This is a genomic window from Flavobacterium adhaerens (genome assembly GCF_040045115.1).
Taxonomy (GTDB): Bacteria; Bacteroidota; Bacteroidia; order Flavobacteriales; family Flavobacteriaceae; genus Flavobacterium; species Flavobacterium adhaerens.
In genome coordinates, this window is sequence record NZ_JBDLZX010000001.1 from 419,508 (window position 1) to 439,913 (window position 20,406).

The 20,406-nt window shown below is 32.0% G+C and carries 16 protein-coding genes and 1 tRNA gene; 7 read left to right on the top strand and 10 right to left on the bottom strand.

The features are described from left to right. Positions 1-326 precede the first annotated feature (326 nt). Positions 327-1,067: an acyl-[acyl-carrier-protein] thioesterase gene (locus ABEB18_RS01790; protein ID WP_348797290.1), complete on the top strand. Its 741-nt coding sequence runs from the start codon at positions 327-329 to the stop codon at positions 1,065-1,067. Positions 1,068-1,134: 67 nt separating this feature from the next. On the opposite strand, the gene ABEB18_RS01795 is transcribed toward ABEB18_RS01790, so the two are convergent. The 3 genes from ABEB18_RS01795 to mnmE form a co-directional block, all read right to left on the bottom strand. Next, a complete protein-coding gene (locus tag ABEB18_RS01795) occupies positions 1,135-1,551 on the bottom strand; it encodes a hypothetical protein (protein WP_348797291.1) in 417 nt (138 codons plus the stop codon). 125 nt (positions 1,552-1,676) lie between these two features. Next, complete coding sequence (locus ABEB18_RS01800) at positions 1,677-2,936, bottom strand: NAD(P)/FAD-dependent oxidoreductase (protein ID WP_348797292.1); 1,260 nt, start codon at positions 2,934-2,936, stop codon at positions 1,677-1,679. A 238-nt stretch (positions 2,937-3,174) separates the two neighbouring features. Further along, positions 3,175-4,575, bottom strand: a complete 1,401-nt coding sequence (mnmE, locus tag ABEB18_RS01805) for a tRNA uridine-5-carboxymethylaminomethyl(34) synthesis GTPase MnmE (protein WP_348797293.1) — start codon at positions 4,573-4,575, stop codon at positions 3,175-3,177. Positions 4,576-4,881: 306 nt separating this feature from the next. On the opposite strand from mnmE, the gene ABEB18_RS01810 reads away from it, so the two are divergent. Further along, the gene (locus tag ABEB18_RS01810; RefSeq protein ID WP_348797294.1) at positions 4,882-5,730 is read left to right on the top strand and encodes a DUF3943 domain-containing protein; all 849 of its coding nucleotides are present in this window, start codon (positions 4,882-4,884) and stop codon (positions 5,728-5,730) included. Between the two features lie 701 nt (positions 5,731-6,431). Here the strand turns inward: ABEB18_RS01810 and ABEB18_RS01815 are convergent. The 4 genes from ABEB18_RS01815 to ABEB18_RS01830 form a co-directional block, all read right to left on the bottom strand. Further along, positions 6,432-7,283, bottom strand: coding sequence for a CvfB family protein (locus tag ABEB18_RS01815; protein WP_348797295.1), 852 nt, complete (start codon positions 7,281-7,283; stop codon positions 6,432-6,434). A gap of 147 nt (positions 7,284-7,430) precedes the next feature. Further along, positions 7,431-8,387 carry a phosphoribosylaminoimidazolesuccinocarboxamide synthase gene (locus tag ABEB18_RS01820; RefSeq protein ID WP_348797296.1) on the bottom strand — a complete coding sequence of 319 codons (957 nt, stop codon included), beginning with the start codon at positions 8,385-8,387 and terminating at the stop codon, positions 7,431-7,433. Between the two features lie 147 nt (positions 8,388-8,534). Further along, positions 8,535-9,125, bottom strand: coding sequence for a DUF502 domain-containing protein (locus ABEB18_RS01825; protein ID WP_348797297.1), 591 nt, complete (start codon positions 9,123-9,125; stop codon positions 8,535-8,537). A 111-nt stretch (positions 9,126-9,236) separates the two neighbouring features. After that, a complete protein-coding gene (locus ABEB18_RS01830; RefSeq protein ID WP_348797298.1) occupies positions 9,237-10,076 on the bottom strand; it encodes a Cof-type HAD-IIB family hydrolase in 840 nt (279 codons plus the stop codon). Positions 10,077-10,421: 345 nt separating this feature from the next. Between ABEB18_RS01830 and ABEB18_RS01835 the strand changes: the two genes are divergently transcribed. The 3 genes from ABEB18_RS01835 (at position 10,422) to ABEB18_RS01845 (ending at position 12,466) form a co-directional block, all read left to right on the top strand. Then, positions 10,422-10,506: transfer RNA gene (locus ABEB18_RS01835), tRNA-Ser, on the top strand. Positions 10,507-10,778: 272 nt separating this feature from the next. After that, a complete protein-coding gene (locus ABEB18_RS01840; RefSeq protein ID WP_348797299.1) occupies positions 10,779-12,029 on the top strand; it encodes a site-specific integrase in 1,251 nt (416 codons plus the stop codon). Between the two features lie 89 nt (positions 12,030-12,118). Beyond that, positions 12,119-12,466: a hypothetical protein gene (locus ABEB18_RS01845; protein WP_348797300.1), complete on the top strand. Its 348-nt coding sequence runs from the start codon at positions 12,119-12,121 to the stop codon at positions 12,464-12,466. 20 nt (positions 12,467-12,486) lie between these two features. Here ABEB18_RS01845 and ABEB18_RS01850 read toward each other — a convergent pair whose 3' ends face one another. Genes ABEB18_RS01850 through ABEB18_RS01860 form a run of 3 tightly spaced genes read right to left on the bottom strand, consistent with a single transcriptional unit; the run spans position 12,487 to position 15,358 of the window. After that, positions 12,487-13,719: a hypothetical protein gene (locus tag ABEB18_RS01850; protein WP_348797301.1), complete on the bottom strand. Its 1,233-nt coding sequence runs from the start codon at positions 13,717-13,719 to the stop codon at positions 12,487-12,489. Then, positions 13,716-14,156, bottom strand: coding sequence for a Rieske (2Fe-2S) protein (locus tag ABEB18_RS01855; protein ID WP_348797302.1), 441 nt, complete (start codon positions 14,154-14,156; stop codon positions 13,716-13,718). The genes ABEB18_RS01850 and ABEB18_RS01855 overlap by 4 nt, the downstream gene beginning before the upstream one ends. Positions 14,157-14,158: 2 nt before the next feature. Beyond that, complete coding sequence (locus tag ABEB18_RS01860; RefSeq protein ID WP_348797303.1) at positions 14,159-15,358, bottom strand: di-heme oxidoredictase family protein; 1,200 nt, start codon at positions 15,356-15,358, stop codon at positions 14,159-14,161. Between the two features lie 296 nt (positions 15,359-15,654). Between ABEB18_RS01860 and ABEB18_RS01865 the strand changes: the two genes are divergently transcribed. Both ABEB18_RS01865 and ABEB18_RS01870 read left to right on the top strand, forming a co-directional pair. Further along, positions 15,655-15,981: a DUF6660 family protein gene (locus tag ABEB18_RS01865; RefSeq protein WP_348797304.1), complete on the top strand. Its 327-nt coding sequence runs from the start codon at positions 15,655-15,657 to the stop codon at positions 15,979-15,981. 97 nt (positions 15,982-16,078) lie between these two features. Then, entirely contained in the window at positions 16,079-20,398 is a 4,320-nt protein-coding gene (locus ABEB18_RS01870; protein WP_348797305.1) for a CusA/CzcA family heavy metal efflux RND transporter, read from the top strand. The last annotated feature ends 8 nt before the right edge of the window (positions 20,399-20,406 follow it).

Genomic DNA, 20,406 nt, shown 5'->3' on the forward strand with positions numbered 1-20,406 from the left:
TAAATCATAAGTCATAAATCGCAATTCATAATTCATAATTCATAATTCATAATTCATAATTCATAATTCATAATTCATAAGTCATAAGTCATAAGTCATAATTCATAATTCATAATTCATAAGTCATAAGTCATAAGTCATAAGTCATAAGTCATAATTCATAATTCATAATTCATAATTCATAATTCATAATTCATAATTCATAATTCATAATTCATAATTCATAATTCATAATTCATAAGTCATAAGTCATAATTCATAAGTCATAATTCATAAGTCATAATTCATAAGTCATAATTCATAATTCATAATTCATAATTATTTATATGCCAATATCTCCCAATTTCACATCAGTTTTAAGTAAAGACTGGGAAATCAATTTTACGCAATGCAATCCGAATGGTTATTTAAAATATACGGAGTTGTGTAATTTATTGCAATTAACCGCTGCTGCCCACTCCGAAGTTGGAGGTATTAGTTTTACTGATATGCAGGAATTTGACCAAGCTTGGGTTATGAGTAGAATGCGAATCGAAATATCAGATTTACCCAAATGGCGTGATGTTGTAACGGTAAAAACTTGGATAAATTCATTAGAAAATTCACGTTCTGTAAGAGCATTAGAAATGTCTGTCAATGGAAAAAAAATTGTTGGTGTCGAAACATTTTGGGCGGTTTTCAATACCAAAATCCGCAGACCAGAACCATTAGCACTCCCTTACGAACATTTTGAGTTGTATCCAGAAATGAGAGCTACCCAAATAGGGTTTTCAAAAATAAATCTGCCTTCGGAAAAAGAAATAATTTTCGAAAAAACAGTCTCTTTATCAGACATCGATATTGTAAATCATGTCAACAATGTAAAATACTTAGAATGGTGTTTAGACCTTGTTGAGGAGACTAAAATTATGTCACAGCAAATTGAAAGCCTAGAAATGAATTTCCTCAAAGAACTTTCATTAAAAGATAAAGTGATAATACATGAATGCGTCAACGAAAAAGATGTAGTTTTTAGCATCACCAAAGACGATAAAACGTGTTATGCTTTACAAGTTAACTGGAAATAAAAATAGCTTCGATCATTTTCGAAGCTATTTTTATTTGTATCAATTTTGACTATTAAACCTACAATGATTAAAGTTTGTTTTGATAAACACTTTTCCCATTCATCATAACATCAATTTGAGACAATTTTTCATTATAAGTCGTTCTAAGATAATTTCCTTTAAAAACATTAATTTCACCAAAAATTCTACCATCTTCTTTAGACACAAATTCAAATGAAACTTTTTTATTATCTGGATCAATACTCAACGTATAGGTTGTAAATTTTGTTCCTTTAATATCAAAGTTTTGTTTGGTATCTATTATTTTATCCTCAATATAAAAATTAACAACCTTTTCGCTTAATGAAATATCAGGATAATATTCGTTGACCTTTTTTAATAATTCATATTGAGCAACATTTGCATTTTCATTTTTGGATATAATATTCTGTGCAAATGAAGCTGTTGTTATTACAAAACTCAATAATAAAATGTACTTTCTCATAATATTGCTTTTATTAATTCTATTAAAATTATAAAGCAATATAGAGCTAAAATTTAACAAATACTCAAAGAAGTGGCAATGTTATAACCCTTTCTTAAAATTATGTAAACAGAAAAACAATCGTTCTAGGATTTTTTATCTGGTCTAATAATCATTCGCAAAGATTGATCTTTTGACAAATAAGCGATCATCCAATGGTAAAAAGTATTCAATCTATTGCGATAGGTAATCAATGACATTAAATGTACAAACAGCCAAATCATCCAAGCCAAAAAACCTTTGAAATGCATTTTGGGTTTTGGCAAATCGACTACTGCTTTATTTTTACCAATAATAGCCATTGAACCTTTATCCTTATATCTGAACGGCTTTAACGCTTTGTTTTGAAGTAATAATTTAAAATTATTAGCCAAATTAACCCCTTGCTGAATTGCAACTTGTGCCAGTTGAGGATGTCCTTTTGGAAACGCTACATCATCAAACTGTATTGAAGTATCTCCAATAGCATAAATATTTTCAGTAGCAGCTATCTTTTGATAACCATCGGTGATCATTCGCTTACCTCCGCCATAACTTTCGGACGGTATTCCTTCGAAAACTTTTGCCGAAACACCAGCTGCCCAAATTAAATTCTTTGTCTTTATTGTATTTCCATCTGCAAAATACACTATATCATCTTTGTAATCAATCACACGAGTATTTAACTTAACAATTACTCCAAGCTTTGTTACAGCATCAAGAGTGTCGTTTTGGGAATCTTCGCTCATGGGAGACAATAATGATTCGCCACCATCTACTAAATAAATATTACTTGCTGTGGTTTCAAGCTCTGGATACTCTTTCAACAAAATACTTTTACGCATTTCAGCAAACATTCCAGAAACTTCAACACCTGTTGGGCCTCCACCAGCTACAACTATTGTCAATAAAGTTCTTCGTTTTCGAATATCTTTGCAAATGGCTGCTTTTTCAAGATTTTTCAATAATGCATTTCGCATCTCGATGGCATCATTGAGTGTTTTCATTGGGATTGCATTTTTTTTGACATTTTCCATACCAAAGAAATTCGTTTCGGCACCAGTTGCAAAAACCAAATGATCATAATCCAATTCACCGTTATTGAGAATTACTTTGTTTTCAGAAGGAACAACTTTGATTAATTCTCCTAAACGAAATTGCAGGTTTTTTTTACCTGCAAAAAATTTCCTAAAAGGATAACTAATACTAGAAGGTTCTAAAAAAGCCGTAGCTACTTGATATATAAGAGGTGGAAAGAAATTATAGTTATTTTTATCTACAAGAATCACTTCGATTCCCTTATAATTGGCAAGTTCTTTGGCAAAATTTATACCTGCAAATCCCCCACCTATAATTACTATTTTCATATTGACAATTTTATAAGGTTTAATTTAAAATTAAACTATCAGTGATTCTCAAAGATAAAATATTGACTTGGTTTTCACAAGATTAACTTGAAAACTGTTTGCTTTTTGTAAAAAAATAGTAAACTCAAAATACTATAAAAAAAACTCCTTAATTGCTTAAGAATTTTTTTAATTTTTGTGGCTCTACAAACGTAAATCTCATAATTTAACTGTAGAAGAAAATATAAAGAAAACAGATTTACTTCCCGATACAGAAATTAGCAAAAATATTCCCAAGTAATTCATCATTAGTAACTTGACCAGTTATCATTCCAAAATGATACAAAGCCTCACGAATATCAAGAGCCATCAGGTCGCTGGATAAGTTGGTTTCAAGACCAAACTTCACTTTTTGTATTTCCTCTAAAGCTTTTAGTAATGAATCATAATGTCTTGTGTTTGTGACGATAGTTTCATTATTTCGTAAAGCTCCAGTATTTACAAATGATAACAGCTTATTTTTCAAATCATCAACACCAATATTTTGTTTGGCTGAAATAGTTTGAAGTGTAATGTTTAATATTTTAAGTTGTTGAGAAATTGCGGTAATTTCATCTTCAGTCAACAAATCAATTTTATTAATAACTACAATTAAAGGTTTTAAAGGGTATTTGTTTTTAATTTTTTCAATTTCAATAATATATTCAGAGCTTTGAACCTTAAACTTTAAACTCTCAAACAGATAAAGTACTACTTGTGCTTGTTCTATTTTTTCAAAAGTTTTCTGAATTCCGATGCTTTCCACCACATCTATAGTGTCTCGAATTCCTGCTGTGTCAATAAATCGAAAACCTATTCCGCCAATAACCAATTCGTCTTCAATGGTATCTCGGGTTGTACCAGCAATGTCCGAAACTATGGCTCGTTCTTCATTTAAAAGGGCATTCAACAGAGTCGATTTCCCTACATTTGGTTCACCTACAATAGCAACTGGAATTCCGTTTTTAATCACATTACCCACAGCAAACGAATCAATCAAACGTTTTAAAACAAATTCGATTCGGTTAATAAGTTCGTTAAACTGAGTTCTATCAGCAAATTCTACATCTTCTTCGGCAAAATCCAATTCGAGTTCAATCAAAGAAGCAAAATTTAGGAGCTCTTCCCTAAGTTTGGCAATTTCGTTAGAGAAACCGCCACGCATTTGCTGCATGGCAATTTGGTGCGAAGCTTCATTATCCGAAGAAATCAAATCTGCAACTGCTTCGGCTTGAGACAAATCTAATTTCCCATTCAAAAAAGCTCGTAAAGTAAACTCTCCAGGATCGGCCATTCGGCAACCTTTTCGCAATAACAATTGAATGATTTGTTGCTGAATATAAGTCGAACCGTGACAAGAAATTTCGACAGTGTTCTCCCCTGTATAGGAATTTGGATTTTTAAAAATAGAAACCAAAACCTGATCCAATGTTTTTTCATTATCCACAATATGTCCTAAATGCAAAGTGTGTGTTTTCTGTTTTGTTAAATCTTTATTTTTAATGGATTTAAAAACTGAATTGGCTATCACAATAGCATCTTCACCCGAAACACGAATAATGGCAATGGCTCCCGCACCAGATGGAGTGGCTAAGGCTACAATGGAATCGTTTTGAATCATATCTTGAAAATTTATGCAAAAGTAAGCAAAACTATTAAGTCTTTTACGTTTTTAATATATCCGAAGGTTTACAAGATACTTCTGTTAGCTGTTCTATTATTGAAATTTCATTAGTAGATTACACAATCATTAATTTAAGATTATCCTTAAAAAAACTAAAATCTATCCTAATTAATTACCTATATTTGCGCCATCATTTTTTTGAATATACTTAAGTCAAGTATTAATTCATTAATCACAAATCAGACATAAATCAAAATTTCGGATCACAAACTTGGATCCATTCAATCGTTTATAATATCTAAAATGAGTCTATCAAAAACCGTTTTATACACTTTATTGGTTTTATTTTCAACAAATATTTTTTTTGGCCAACAAACAGAAGACACTCTAAAACCTCAAATCCCACAATTTCTTACCCAAAACTCTATAGCTTATTCAGATGCTCAAATAGAGCAAGAGTACAATTTTGATATGCTAAAATATACCGATAGCACTCTAACTTTAAAAAGTGGGGCCGTTTATCCTCCTACACAAAGAGACTGGAAAAGATTAGGACTTGGTTCCTCTATGTATTTAGGAGCTGCTGTAATCTCATTTGGAATATTATGGGCATTGCCAGAAAGCGTAAGTAATTGGGATAAAGAAGAAATCAAAGAAAAAGGAATTTTATGGAAATGGAAAGAGAACGTAAAAGCCGGTCCTGTTTGGGACGACGACGATTGGGTTCTTAACTACATAACCCATCCTTATTCTGGAGGAGTTTACTATATGACTGCTAGAAGTAGCGGTTTTACAATATTAGAATCTTTTGGTTATTCGGCTATCATGTCAACATTTTTTTGGGAATATGGTATAGAAGCATTTGCTGAAGTCCCTTCGATTCAAGACCTTATCATCACTCCTGTACTGGGATCTGTTGTGGGTGAAGGTTTCTTTTATGCCAAAAAAAGCATTTTGAGACACGACAGAAGAGTTTTGAAATCTAGATTTTTAGGATACACATCGTTATTATTAATTGACCCATTCAATACTTTATTGGACAGTTTCGGCTACAAAGAAAGAACCCAAACACAATTAAACCTTGCCCCTGTAGGTTTCGATCAAGGAGCAAACAAGGCAATTTGGGGATTAAATTTTAATATGCAATTCTAAATTATATATATTTTAATACAGTAGCTTTTATTTTATTAAATTATTTCTTTCATTCAAAAAAAAACTCCAAAGAGAAGCGTTAAAATTTAAAAATAAATTGATTTTTAACATCTCTTACTAGAAATAATTCTTAATTTTAAATCTGCTAGTCAACCCATTACCAATAAAACTATCATTAGTTAACATTAATGATTAGCACAGATTGTTCACTTATTTATTAACTTATAAAAACGATTTTTTTGAGTAATTTAGAAATTGTTGTCGCTTTTATTTTGATGTTTTTAAATTATATAATTTTCAAAAAGACTATTTCAAAATACAAGCCAATAAGAGAAGTGATTGATCAAAAAAAGCAATCGCTAAAAAGTAACACCTAAGGGTTCAGGAAAAGCTTTACATCCCAATAACATTATTGAGAGACATAATGAATTGTATAAAGAATGTAAACTTTCAATGTATATATAACCAATGGTCGTAATGTGAAATTTGCTTTAGCTTATTTAATCAAAGACTTAGACTTATAGACAACCATTCATAAAAGTAATTAGTAAACATTAATACTGGTATAAATATACTCATAGTATTAGGATGGGATAGAACTTACTTTTTGAATGAAAAAAGAGTTTATTTTGTTTCAGCTATAGGCTGTAAACAAAAATAAAAGAGAAAGACTAGTTAATATTAATTAGTCTTTCTTTTTTTTATTTAACCAAGTAGATACCGTCGTCTTTTATTTCAATTAGTTTTTCCTTATAAAGAGCTCCAATAGCTTTTTTAAAAGTTTTCTTACTCATTTTGAGTACTGTTTTTATATCCTCTGGATGCGAATCGTCATTTAGACGCAAGAAACCTCTACTTGCTCTTAATTCATCAAGAATTTTTTCGGCATTAGGCTCTATGCTTTGATATCCTTGCACTTGTAAAGCAACATCTATTTTATTATCAGGCCTGATATTTTTTATAAAACCTCGCATACGATCTCCTGTTCGAATCGAATCATCGTAAACTTCATCTTTATACAAAAGCCCTTTATGTTTTTCATTTATGATAACATTAATTCCAAGCTCTGTTATATGAGAAACGATCAAATCAACTTCTTCTCCTTTTTCTACAGTAAGAATATCATTCTTTAAAAATTGATTTAATTTGCTGGATGCAACCAAACGATTTGTCTTCTTATCCAAGTATAAATAAACCAAATAGCGTTTGCCTTTTTCCATTGGTCGTGCTTGTTCTTTGAACGGAACCAGAATATCTTTTTCCATCCCCCAATCCATAAAAGCACCAATTTGGTTAATATAATTTACACGCAAAAGTGCAAATTCATTCAATAAGATATAAGGTTCCAAAGTTGTAGCAATAGGCCTTTGCTCATGATCCAGATAAGCAAAAACGGTTATCTCCTCCCCTATCTCAAAAACATTTGGAACATATTTATTAGGCAAAAGAATATCATGCACACCTTCTGGATCTTTTTCTGGATTTCCCAAAAACAAACCAACTTTGGTATCTCGTAATATAGTTAATGTATTATATTTTCCTATTTCAATCATTTTGTTTAAATTCTTTGTCTTTTAGACATTTTAGATTGCAAATGTACAAAGATTACAGCAAGATCCTTAAGATGATCTTTTACAAATACAATAAAAAAAGCCATAAATCGAGATTTGAATTATGGCTTGAAACTATTTTTTAAAAAATTATTTATTTTCGTCTAAGAATGCTAAAACATTTTTTTCGATACGATTGTTGATGTCACTAATATCAGCCTTAACAAATTTTTCGCCAATAATATTTTCGAATAATTCGATATACCTATCCGAAACCGTTTCGATGTAAGCATCTGTCATCTCAGGTATTTGTTGTCCTTCTTTCCCTTGAAAACCATTTTCAATTAACCAACGACGAACAAATTCTTTTGACAATTGCTTTTGTTCTTCTCCTTTTTCTTGTCTTTCCTGATAACCTTCAGAATAAAAATATCGAGAAGAATCTGGAGTATGTATTTCATCAATCAAAACAATTTCTCCATCTTTGGTTTTACCAAACTCATATTTAGTATCTACCAAAATCAAACCTCTACTAGCTGCAATCTCTGTTCCTCTTTGAAACAATGCTCGAGTATATTTTTCTAAAACCAAATAATCTTCTTCAGAAACAATTCCTTTTGCTAAAATATCTTCACGTGAAATATCTTCATCGTGCGAACCATTATCTGCCTTGGTTGTTGGCGTAATTATTGGCTCAGGGAATTTATCATTTTCTTTTAAACCTTCTGCCATAGTCACACCGCAAAGTTGTCTTTTACCAGCGGCATATTCTCGAGCGGCATGTCCAGACAAATACCCACGAATCACCATTTCGACTTTGAATGGCTGACATAAATGACCAACAGCTACACTTGGATCTGGAGTTGCTATCAACCAGTTTGGAACGATATCTTGGGTCAATTCCATAAATTTTGTTGCAATTTGATTTAAGATTTGCCCTTTATAAGGTATCCCTTTTGGTAAAACCACATCAAAAGCCGAAAGCCTATCGGTGGCAATCATTACAAGTAAATCATCGTTTATATTGTAAACTTCCCTAACTTTTCCTCTATATACTGATTTTTGATTTGGAAAATTAAAATTGGTAGTTGTGATTGTATTACCCATTATGCTATGTTGTATTGTTGATTTATATGGTTGCAAATTTAAAACTATTTCAATGAGTTACACAATGAAAATGACAAGAGTACTAATAAAAATAAAAAAAGGGAATTCTTTCTATAGAAAACCCTTGATTTTATTTAAAAAACAAATTTATTTAAAATCTAACATTCCTTTTCCTAAATTTTTAATTGAATTATCCAACTCTCCAATTGTTGTTTCTGACAATCTTTTTATATCATTTAGAGTTGCTATATAAATTTGGCCACTATCTTTTTTTGGAGCGACTGGTAAATATACCACTACATTTCCGTCATCACTTTCGTCTATTAAGTAACCAGGTTGCCAATAATCACCCATCTTGAATAAAATTGGAACATGTATTGGCTTTTCTGTTGAAGTTCGACTGTTTAGTTTTGCTTCTGCAATCTTTTTTTGTTTTTCATAACCAGGGATAAAAACCATTAATTTATCATCTATCCAATCGCTAAAAGATTTAAAAAACGCTAACGTTACTAAATATCCACTTAAATAAATCAATAACAACAAAAAGAATCCACCTAAAAGATCTTTAGCAACTTCTCCTAATATTTTATCGAGATGAAATAGCTTTGCTACTTTATCTCCGTATTTTTGGAAAAAGCTCCAAAATTTTTGTAAAACAGCTATAAACACCAATATTGGCAACAATAATACTAGTCCTGAAACAAGTTTTTTTTCTATTTTATCCCAAACTCCGCTCATAAATTAACATTTTAACAAAACACAATAGGGTGATTTTTAATTAATTAAATTGTTAAAAGTAGTTTTTTTTTGTTAAAACAGCAAAATTTCTTCAAACTAAATACAACTGTTCTAAACAACAAATTCCTTTTCTAATATATTGGTCAAAATAAATTTTGCTACACCATCTTCATTATTGTCTGCAATTACTTTTAAATGAGATAATTTATTTTTTAGACTCTCAGGAGCATTCCCCATTATCAATCCTAATCCTGAAGCACTTAGCATTTTTTCATCATTAAAACCATCACCAAAGGCAATAGTTTCGTCAAAAACAAAACCTTCTTTTTCTAATATTTTAGAAATAGCAACGCTTTTATCTACCGATCTATCCATAAATTCCAAACAAATTGGCAAACTAAATGCAGAACTAAACTCATTTGGATAATACTGTAAAATTTGCTCTCTTAGTTTCAGTAATTTTTGATGATCGTCATGGGTAAAAAATATTTTGATTGCATTGTAATCATCTAAAGTACTAAAATCGACAACCTGAGGAGGATATGCTAAATCTTTCTGGAAATCGTTCAATTTTTTATTTACTTTGGAAGTTTGCCAAACAGTTTCTCTAAATAAAACTGTTGTGATCTCAGGATCTATACCTAAAGACAAAACAGCTTTTACGGATTCGCCATTCATATTCAATGAATACAAAAGTTCTTTTTGAGGAGAATGTATTCTTGCGCCATTAGAGGTTACTAAATAAACTGGGAAATCCAACTTATCAATTATAGCCATTGCATCAATATGATGGCGACCAGTAGCTACAATAATTAAATAATTTTGTTTGTGTAATTCTTTAAAAACTGCTTTGGTGTAATTGGAAACTACATGATCTGAATTAAGCAGAGTCCCATCTAAATCACTTATCACCACTTTAATTTTTTTTTTCAACATTGTATTCATTTTCATTTTTAATCTTTTTCAAATTTATTCCATTTCAGGAACATACCCAAAAAGTCACATTGTAATCAATCGTTTTTAACTTTATTATATCTATATCTTAACTTAATTACTCTCAAAATGGTGTTTTTATTTATAATTTAGACATATTACCAATCCAATCAGTCTCAAAAGTTGAGAAGTAAGTATCCCTAATGAAGTGATCTAGAAATTTTTTATTCAATAAACCAATGATTGTTAAGCTGTTGATTTTATTAATAAAAAATACACTCATAGTTGATGTAAAAAAGTTTTTTTTTTCTAAAAAAACCTTCTATATTTGCACTCGCAATCAGAAAATGATAGCGATATACTGGAGAAATGGCAGAGCGGTCGAATGCGGCAGTCTTGAAAACTGTTGACTGTAACAGGTCCGGGGGTTCGAATCCCTCTTTCTCCGCGAGCTGAAAAGCAAAGGCAATCAAAACCTCGTAAATCTTATGATTTACGGGGTTTTTTCTTTTATGCACTATTCAAAATATTCATTTAATCTTATTTCTTAAGAGATAAAATCGAGACCCTAAAAATTTCAAAAATTAGGGTCTCGCTAAACCTCTTAAAAGTTTCAAACAACTTGTTCAATCACTTGTTCAACAACAGGTTTAGTATTTGAACATCTTGTTTGATATTGATTTAGAATCTAAATTGAATACTAATTAAAAGGTCACCACTATGAAAACAAAAATCACTTTGCATTTTTATGCTAAAAGCACAAAAGCCAATGCAACAGGACTACTCCCAATTTATGTGCGCTTAACTGTTGATGGAAAACGATTAGAATTTAGTACTAAGAAGTTTGTCGAAAAATCCAAATGGTCTTCAGAACTATCTAAAATGAAAGGCACAACCGAAGAAGCACGTTCAATTAATAGTTACCTTGATTTGATGAAAACGAAAGTTTTCAATGCACAAATGGAATTAATTCACCGAAATGAGAATCTATCGATTGAAAATTTCAAAGAAAAATTATTAGGAACGGAACAACGCCAACGAATGCTAATTCCTATCTTCCAGGACCACAATAACAAAATAAAAGAATTGGTAGGCAAAGAATATGCACCAGGAACATTAGAACGTTATAAAACTTCGTTGAGCCATACCATTGAATTCTTGCAATGGAAATATAAAGTTTCGGATATTGAGATAAACAAAATAGATCACGCCTTTGTAACTGATTATGAATTTTGGTTAAGAAGTGTTAGGAACTGCGCCAATAATACAGCTGTGAAATATCTCAAAAATTTCAATAAAATAATCAAGCTGTGTTTGGCCAATGATTGGTTAGACAAAAATCCGTTTGCAAACTATAAATCGAAAGTTAAGGAAGTGGAACGGGTTTATTTATCTGAAGACGAAATTCAAAGTATCATTAATAAAGATTTAAAAACTGAAAGATTATCACTAGTACGCGATATCTTCCTTTTTAGCTGTTTTACAGGCTTGGCATACATTGATGTCAAAAACTTAACAAAATCGCATATAAGCATCGGCATTGATGGTGAGAAATGGATATTTACCCACAGACAAAAAACCGAATCAGCTTCCAAAATTCCAATACTTCCAGTTACTCAAATGATTATTGATAAATACGAAGACCACCCTCAAAGCAATAATCAAGATAAACTACTTCCCATTTTGAGTAATCAAAAAATGAATGCCTATTTAAAAGAAATAGCGGGCGTTTGCGAGATTGAAAAAGAATTAACCTTCCACATTGCCCGACATACTTTTGCAACGACTGTAACGCTCACAAATGGTGTTCCGATTGAAAGTGTAAGTAAAATGCTTGGACATAAAAATCTTCGTACCACTCAGCATTATGCAAAGGTTCTTGATAAAAAAGTAAGTGAGGATATGAGGATATTAAAAGAAAAATTTAATTCTATAAATCTGCCAAAAGAACTAAAAACAGTTAATAATTAAAATCGTATATGATTTATAAAAATTATTATATTTTTACAGAATATACTTATAGATATAGTTTATTATTGCAATAACAAAACTAAATTAAAATGCCCGATAACTTTTCACCCGAATTAGATGTACTAAGAGAATTTATAGATAATAATAATCTACGTGTAAATCATTCAAATATTCATTTAAAAAGCAAATGTAATTTTAGAACAGGAAGAAGAAACACGAATGTTTATAGTGATGTGATAATATCTTTCAATAATTATAATCGAGAATGTATAGTTATTATTTTTAAGGATTTTGATGTGAATTTTTATCCGACAGTTTTTTTAACACCGTATCAAAATATAGACATAGATGAAGATGCTTTAATCATTAAAGGTTTTTTTCAAAATAAAAGATTGGGAAGATATAAAGTTTCAATCTTCCCAATAAATAAGAATTAATAATATGAAAATGCTTATTTCTAAAAATAAGAAGAAATCCCCAAACTCATTCCGTCTGTTATAGCAGGCGGATTTCCAAAAATATCTCGTTGTTTTTGATAACGATAATTAAATCGAATCACTGTTTGGGAAGTTGGTCTAAAACTAATTGCAGGCATTACACTCCAAAGATCTTCCCCTATATTTCCACCTGTTTCATTAAAAGTTCCAACATTCCAGTCTACATATTCTAAACGACAGGCAACATTCAATACAGCATTTTCCCAGCCTAAAATAGTTTTCTTTAAAATAGGTTGCACAATATCCATAAATCCACCATACTGCTTATTCCCAAATTGTTGAGAATAGGTTTCGGGAACATCAACATTAATCCAGGCAAATTCCGTTGTGATAAATGTTTTTGTTTTTGGAATCGTTGTATTAAAATCTAAAGCAAAAACAGAGACACGTCTTTTCTCATCAATAACAATTCCATCCTCTTGAAACTTATTATAAATTCCTTTCATATAAGATACTCCAAGCTCCCCTATTTTATTATTTCTAACAGCCAACTTCCCTGTAAATAAAGGTTCACCACTATTTATTTCTTCGAATCGTTCGGGATTTTTCTTTGCTTCAGGTAAAAATGTTTTGTTTTCAGCATTTTCAATTATAGAGTCATCAAAGTTTCCAGATAAATAAAGCTCATAACCAAACATCCAATTTTGAGTATATTTTTTTCCAAAAAAACCAGCTCCGGCATTACTAAAAGTAGCGGGCAACATTTGAGTTGATGATATAGGTCGGTCTGTAAATTCCCATTTTGGTCCATCGTGATTTTGATTAAAAGAACCTATTGGATTTAAAATTATTCCAGCTCTTAAATTAACCAACGGATGAAACTCTACATCTACAGAGGCAAATTCTATGGCAATTTCTTTCCCTCCATCCTCGAATTCTATTTCACTTAAAAATTTTACTCGTTTACTAATGGCTGATGACATAAAAATAGATAATCTTCTTGCTTGAAATTGATGTCCTTCTGAAATTCCATCCGTTGTCATTTTTTGCCAATTCATTTCTAAATAACCCCCAATAGATATTGGTGTTTTATTGATATTCAATGCAGGTCTATTGTATAAAGCATCCATATTCAGAATGTTTTTCACAGTATCTTTTGGGATTCTTTTTAATAAACTCGGATCAATTTGAGCAAAAGAAGTTAAACTAAACAGAAATACAAAAAGGGAAATATAAGTTGGTTTTAATCTCATTTCAGGGATATTTTTAAAATGTTGTTTTCAATTACTATTGGAAATTTTCTCAAGTCTTCATCTGCAGGTCCGCTTTCTAAAATACCTCTATTGCTAAATTCACTTCCGTGAGCCGAACACTGAAGCTTGTCTCCAAAAACTTGTAATTCTGCTCCTTGATGTGTACAAGCCATTAGGATAGCTGTATAATCAGTAGCACCAAATCGATAGATACAAATAGGCGATTTTAATAGCTCATTTTGAATAATGATATATTTTTTATACGTTGTTTCCCGGTCTTTTTTTATTTCAAAATCAGAAATAGGAACTAAAATATCCGACCCTTTAATTTCCTTTGAATGAACTTGGGAAGAACTGCAACTTTGTAACAATGATGCGCCTGCTAATCCTGCAAGACAGCCAAAACCACAGGCTTTTAAAAATTCTTTTCTATTCATAATTACAATGATTTTATAAATTTTAATACTGCATTTTTATCGGATTGTGAAAGATTTTCAAACGCATTTTTACTATTTTTTGCTTCACCGCCGTGCATAATTATTGCTTCTTCAATACTTCTTGCTCTTCCATCGTGCATTAGGAAATAATTACCCCCTTGTGAGTTTTCAGAAAGACCAATTCCCCAAAGTGCAGGTGTTTTCCATTCAAAAGTTTTGGCACTTCCTTCAGTATAACTATCATCTAAACCTGTTCCCATATCGTGTAAAAGTAAATCGGTATAAGGTGCAAAGGTTTTGTTGGAAAGGGCTTTAATAGGCGAATATCCTGTCTTTAATTCAGATTTATGACAACCAGTACAATTGATTTGATTAAAAACAGTTGCACCCTGTTTTACAACAGCATCATTTGGATTGCGTTGCACAGGAGCTTTTAATGTTTGCAAATAAAAAACAACGTCATTTACGGTACTTGTAGCTACTTCAGGGTCAATTTCCAGATTGGTATAAGTATCAATAGGTCGGAATACGGATGTTATCCCCATATCTTGATTGTAGGCGTTTGCTGTTTGATGCAATAAACTATGAGCTGATGCTTTTTTACCATAACGACCTATATACTTTCCGTTTTGAGAAATTGCACTTGAAAAAGGTATTACAAAATCAGGGATGTCTATCCAGTTTGGAATCCCTGAAATTCCATCACCATTACTGTCATTAGGATCTGCCATTGCTAAGATATCAGCATCAGTAACAAATTGGATGAATCCTAAGCCAGTATTTGCAGGTGGTGTAAATTTTGAAAAAGTAGCTCCGGTAGGGATTTGTTCAGGAATGAATCCAGGTAACCCTCTGTTTTGTAATTGTGGTCCACCTTTATGAAGAAATAAATTCCCTGTTTCATCAATTTGTCCAAAACGGACAAGTGTTGTAAAAGGATGTCCTTTACCGTCACCGGCGTGACAACTGATACAACTTGTCGCAACAAATGTAGGACCAAGTCCTGTTTCTCGAGTGAATACCTCATTAAATGCCTTGTCACCTTTTAAAAAACGAGCTAATTCTTCTTGTGTTAATCCTTCTACAGTTCCATCTAAAACTTTCTCGTCAGCGGGGATATCTGTGTAGGTTGACTCACAGGATGTTAATCCAATAAAAAGAGAGCCTATTATTAAAAGTGTTTTCGAAAATTTATTTTTCATTACTATAAATATTATTTTTAGGCAAAACTAAATAAATATTTAGAACAGTAATACATATTGAGAAATATTTTAAAGTGTAATTCTATTACATTTGTTAAATAATTAAATATCAAATGGCAAAAACACAAAAAATAAAAAAGAAAAAGATTGTAAAGAAAAAACCAATTACAGCATACACTGTTATTCGTGTTATAATGATAACTCTAGTGTGCTCAATCTTGATATTAGGAATAGTGGCAAAGATTATGCACTATTTTAATATTCATTTTAAATAATTATTTGCTACTTTTACAGCAGTGAAACTTACAAACATCATATTATCAATTGTTTTTCTAATACTTTCGTGTATGCCTTGTGCAGATATGGAAGTCAATAGTGCTACACATACTCAAACAGAGTTTGCTTCAAACCACGAAAAACATTCTCACGATAAAGAAAAAGATTTGTGTTCGCCATTTTGTATTTGCAGTTGTTGTGGTTCACAAATGGCAAGTTACTCTCAATCTATAATTATTGACTTTCCAATTCGTTTGGAAGGTATCAAAACACAATTACCTACTTACAAATCCATTTTTTCTTCCAATTTCTACGGAAGTATTTGGCAACCGCCTCAAATAGCATAATGATGCCCGAGTAATTTCGGGTTAGAAAGTTGTGGGCTTTCCACAAATAATGGCAAATATTCTATTTGCTCATTTCTAATTCATTATAATATTTTCAATGTTAGACAAAATCATACAATTTAGTATAAAGAACAAGTTCATTATACTCTTATTCACCCTTGTACTTATAGCTTGGGGAAGTTATTCTATTAAAAATTTACCACTAGATGCCTTGCCGGATGTTACCAATAATCAGGTACAGATTATTACTACTGCACCAACATTAGCAAGTCAGGAAGTAGAGCAATTAATAACCTATCCGCTTGAACAAGCTGTAAAAACCATTCCTAAAGTAATCGAATTGCGTAGTATCTCACGTTTCGGATTATCAGTTGTAACAGTAGTATTCAAAGATGATGTAGATATTTATTGGGCAAGAGAGCAAATATTTCAGCGCTTAAAACAAGCTGAAGAAAACATTCCGGCTTATGCCGGGTCTCCCGAATTAGGTCCAATTTCTACAGGTCTTGGAGAAATATACCAATATGATGTATATGCCAAAAAAGGTTATGAAGATAAATACGATGCCGTAAAATTACGAACCATTCAGGATTGGATTATTACTCCACAATTACAAGGTGTTGAAGGTGTTGCCGAAGTAAGCACTTGGGGAGGAAAATTAAAACAATATGAAGTGGCAATTAATCCCAACAAACTAAACAGTTTAGGAGTTACCATTACCGATATTTTTAATGCTTTAGAAAAAAACAACCAAAATACAGGAGGAGCTTATATTGAGAAAGACCAATATTCTTATTTTATTCGTGGGGTTGGAATGGCTAGCGGTATCAAGGATTTAGAGAATGTTGTCGTTACAAATAAAAATGGTTCGCCAATTTTAGTTCGAAATGTAGCAGAAGTCCGCGAAGGTGTAGCATTACGTTATGGTGCTTCTACCAAAGATGGTAAAGGAGAAATAGTTTGTGGAATGGCACTTATGCTTAAAGGCGAAAATTCAAGTGCTGTTGTCGATAGAATCAAAGAAAAAATGATTCAGATAAACAAAAGCCTGCCTGAAGGTGTTGTCGCCGAAGCCTTTATTGACAGAGGAAAATTAGTCGATAATGCTATTGGTACAGTTACCAAAAACTTATTGGAGGGAGCATTAATCGTAATTTTTGTACTGATCTTATTTCTTGGAAATCTTCGTGCCGGACTAATTGTAGCCTCTGTTATTCCATTGGCAATGCTTTTTGCCGTTATACTTATGAATGCTTTTGGTGTCAGCGGAAATCTAATGAGTTTAGGGGCAATCGATTTTGGAATTATTGTAGATGGTGCAGTAATTATTGTTGAAGCTACAATGCATCATTTACAAAAACTCAAAAGACAAAAGGATTTAACCCAAGAAGAAATGGATAGCGAAGTATATAAATCAGCTTCAAAAATCCGAAATAGCGCAACTTTTGGAGAAATAATTATTCTGATTGTTTATCTGCCAATATTAGCATTAGTTGGAACAGAAGGAAAAATGTTCAAACCAATGGCAATGACTGTAGGATTTGCAGTAATTGGAGCTTTTATACTTTCTTTGACTTATGTGCCGATGATGAGTGCAATGTTCTTATCGAAAAAGACAGAACACAAAGCAAATTTTAGTGATAGAATGATGGCTTGGTTCGAAGGAATTTATACTCCTTTTTTAGAAAAAACGTTACGCTTGAAAAAAGCCGTTTTAGCAATTTCATTAGGATTATTTGTTTTGGCAATAGTTGTTTTTCAAAATATGGGTGGCGAATTCATTCCAACAATTGAGGAAGGAGATTTAGCACTTAATGCTACTATTATGACAGGAAGTTCGCTTTCGCAAATGGTAAAAACAACCACAGAATACGAAAAAATTCTAAAAGCAAAATTCCCGGAAATCAAAACCATTGTTGCCAAAATTGGTAGTGGCGAAATCCCAACCGATCCAATGCCTATTGAAAGTGGCGATTTAATTATCGTTCTAAAAGACAAAAGCGAATGGACAGGCGAATATGACAATTGGGAAGATCTAGCAAATGCAATGAAAGAAGAAATGGAAGCCATTCCAGGTGCTAATATCGAAATTTCACAGCCAATCCAAATGAGATTTAACGAATTAATGACAGGAAGCCGAAGTGATATTGCCATTAAAATATTCGGGGATGATTTAGAAATTTTGGATGCCAAAGCAAACGAATTGATTTCAAAAGTAAAAAGTATTGAAGGTATTGGAGATTTAAAAGCGGAAAAAGTAACAGGCTTACCGCAAATCACGGTAAAATACGATTACAATAAAATTGCCTTATATGGTTTGAATATTACGGATATCAACCAAATCATCCGCTCTTCATTTGCAGGAGAAAGTGCCGGTAAAATCTACGAACAAAGCAAAAGATTTGATGTAGTAGTAAGAATGGATGCTAATAGCAGAACTGATATTACCGATGTAAGTAACCTATTTGTTCCGCTACCAAACGGACAGCAAGTACCGCTGTCACAAGTAGCAACCGTTTCTTACGAACAAGGTCCTGTTCAGGTTTCTCGTGAAGATGGTAAACGCAGAATTACCGTTGGGCTAAACGTTCGTGGTAGGGACATACAAAGTGTTGTCGAAGAAATTCAACAAAAATTAGACAAAAATTTCAAGCTTCCAGCGGGTTATTATGTAACCTACGGTGGGCAATTTGAAAACTTGATTGAAGCTTCCAAAAGACTTTCCGTAGCTGTGCCTATTGCATTAGGTTTAATAATGGTTTTGTTGTTTTTTACTTTCAATAGTATCAAACAAGCAGGATTAATATTTTCAGCTATTCCGTTATCGGCTATTGGTGGTGTTTTTGCCTTGTGGATGCGAGGAATGCCCTTTAGTATTTCGGCAGGAATTGGATTTATAGCCTTGTTTGGAATCGCAGTATTGAACGGAATTGTATTGATTTCCTATTTTAATCAGCTGAAAGCTGAAGGAATAACCGATCCTCTGCAAAGGGTTCTAATTGGTACAAAAACACGTTTACGCCCCGTTTTAATGACAGCTTCTGTAGCTTCTTTAGGGTTTATGCCAATGGCGTTGTCAACAAGTGGTGGTGCCGAAGTACAAAAACCGTTAGCAACCGTAGTTATTGGCGGATTAATATCAGCCACATTATTGACATTAATCGTTTTACCTATTCTCTATTTACTATTTGAAAAAGGAATTAAAGGAAGAAAAAAAATGAAAACAACATTCGTTACCTCAATTATTTTATTGATAAGCAGTTTTTCTTTTGCTCAAAATGGTCAATCTATTTCATTGCAAAAAGCAATCGAAATGGCAAAAACCAATAACATTGATTTAAAAATTGCCGATAAAGAAATTGAAAAACAAACGGTGTTGAAAAAGACAGCATTTCAAGCTGATCCTTTGCAGGTGCAATACCAGGGCGGACAATTCAATAGTGCTGATTATGATCATAATGTTTCAGTACAACAATATTTCCCAATTGGAAGGATTACAAAAGCCAACCGACAATTACAGGAAGAATTGGTAAAATTATCTGAAAAGCGAAAAGCATTATCGGAATATGAAATTGAAAAAGCAGTAACACTCGCCTACTATCAATATTTATATGGTATTTCTATCCAAAAACTAAATGCAGACTTATTGGCCATTTATTCAAAGTTTCTAAAGAATGCAGAACTCCGTTTTGAAACAGGCGAAAGCGGAAAAATTGAAGTAATCAGTGCCAAAGCAAAATCAAAAGAAATTGAGACCCAACAAGCGCAACTCGAATTTGATTTAGCCATTTACCAAAAACAATTGCAGTTTTTCATTCAAACCGAAGACAATATTGTGCCGGATAGTGCAACACCAATGCAATTTTCAATTCAAAAGAATGAAAACCAATCAAAAGTAGAAACTTTGGTAACGGATTATTACACGCAACAAATTTCGGTCTATGAAAAAGAAGCCAACACATTTAAAGCGTTGAGAACACCAAAATTAGGATTGGGTTATTTTGCACAAACAATTGATACTAAAGCCTATTTTCAAGGATTTACCGCAGGTTTGCAAATTCCTTTATTTGGAGGTGTAAATTCAGCTAAAGCCAAAGCATCAGCCATTAGTATTTCACAATCACAATTAGAATTAGACAAAAATAAATTGGCTTTGAAATTGAAAATGCAGGAATTGAAAAATGATTTTGAAAAACAACAAAAAGCATTAGAATATTATCAAAAGGAAGGCTTACAGTATGCAGAACAAATTATTGCTACGGCTCAAAAAAGCTATGCCAATGGCGATATGAGTTATTGGTCATACATCAGTTTTTTGAATCAGGCTATCGATATCAAAAAACAAAATGCCGAAGCGACCAATTTGTACAATCAAAGTGCTATTCAATTGCAATTCCCATCTATTTCTAACAATTAATAATTCCA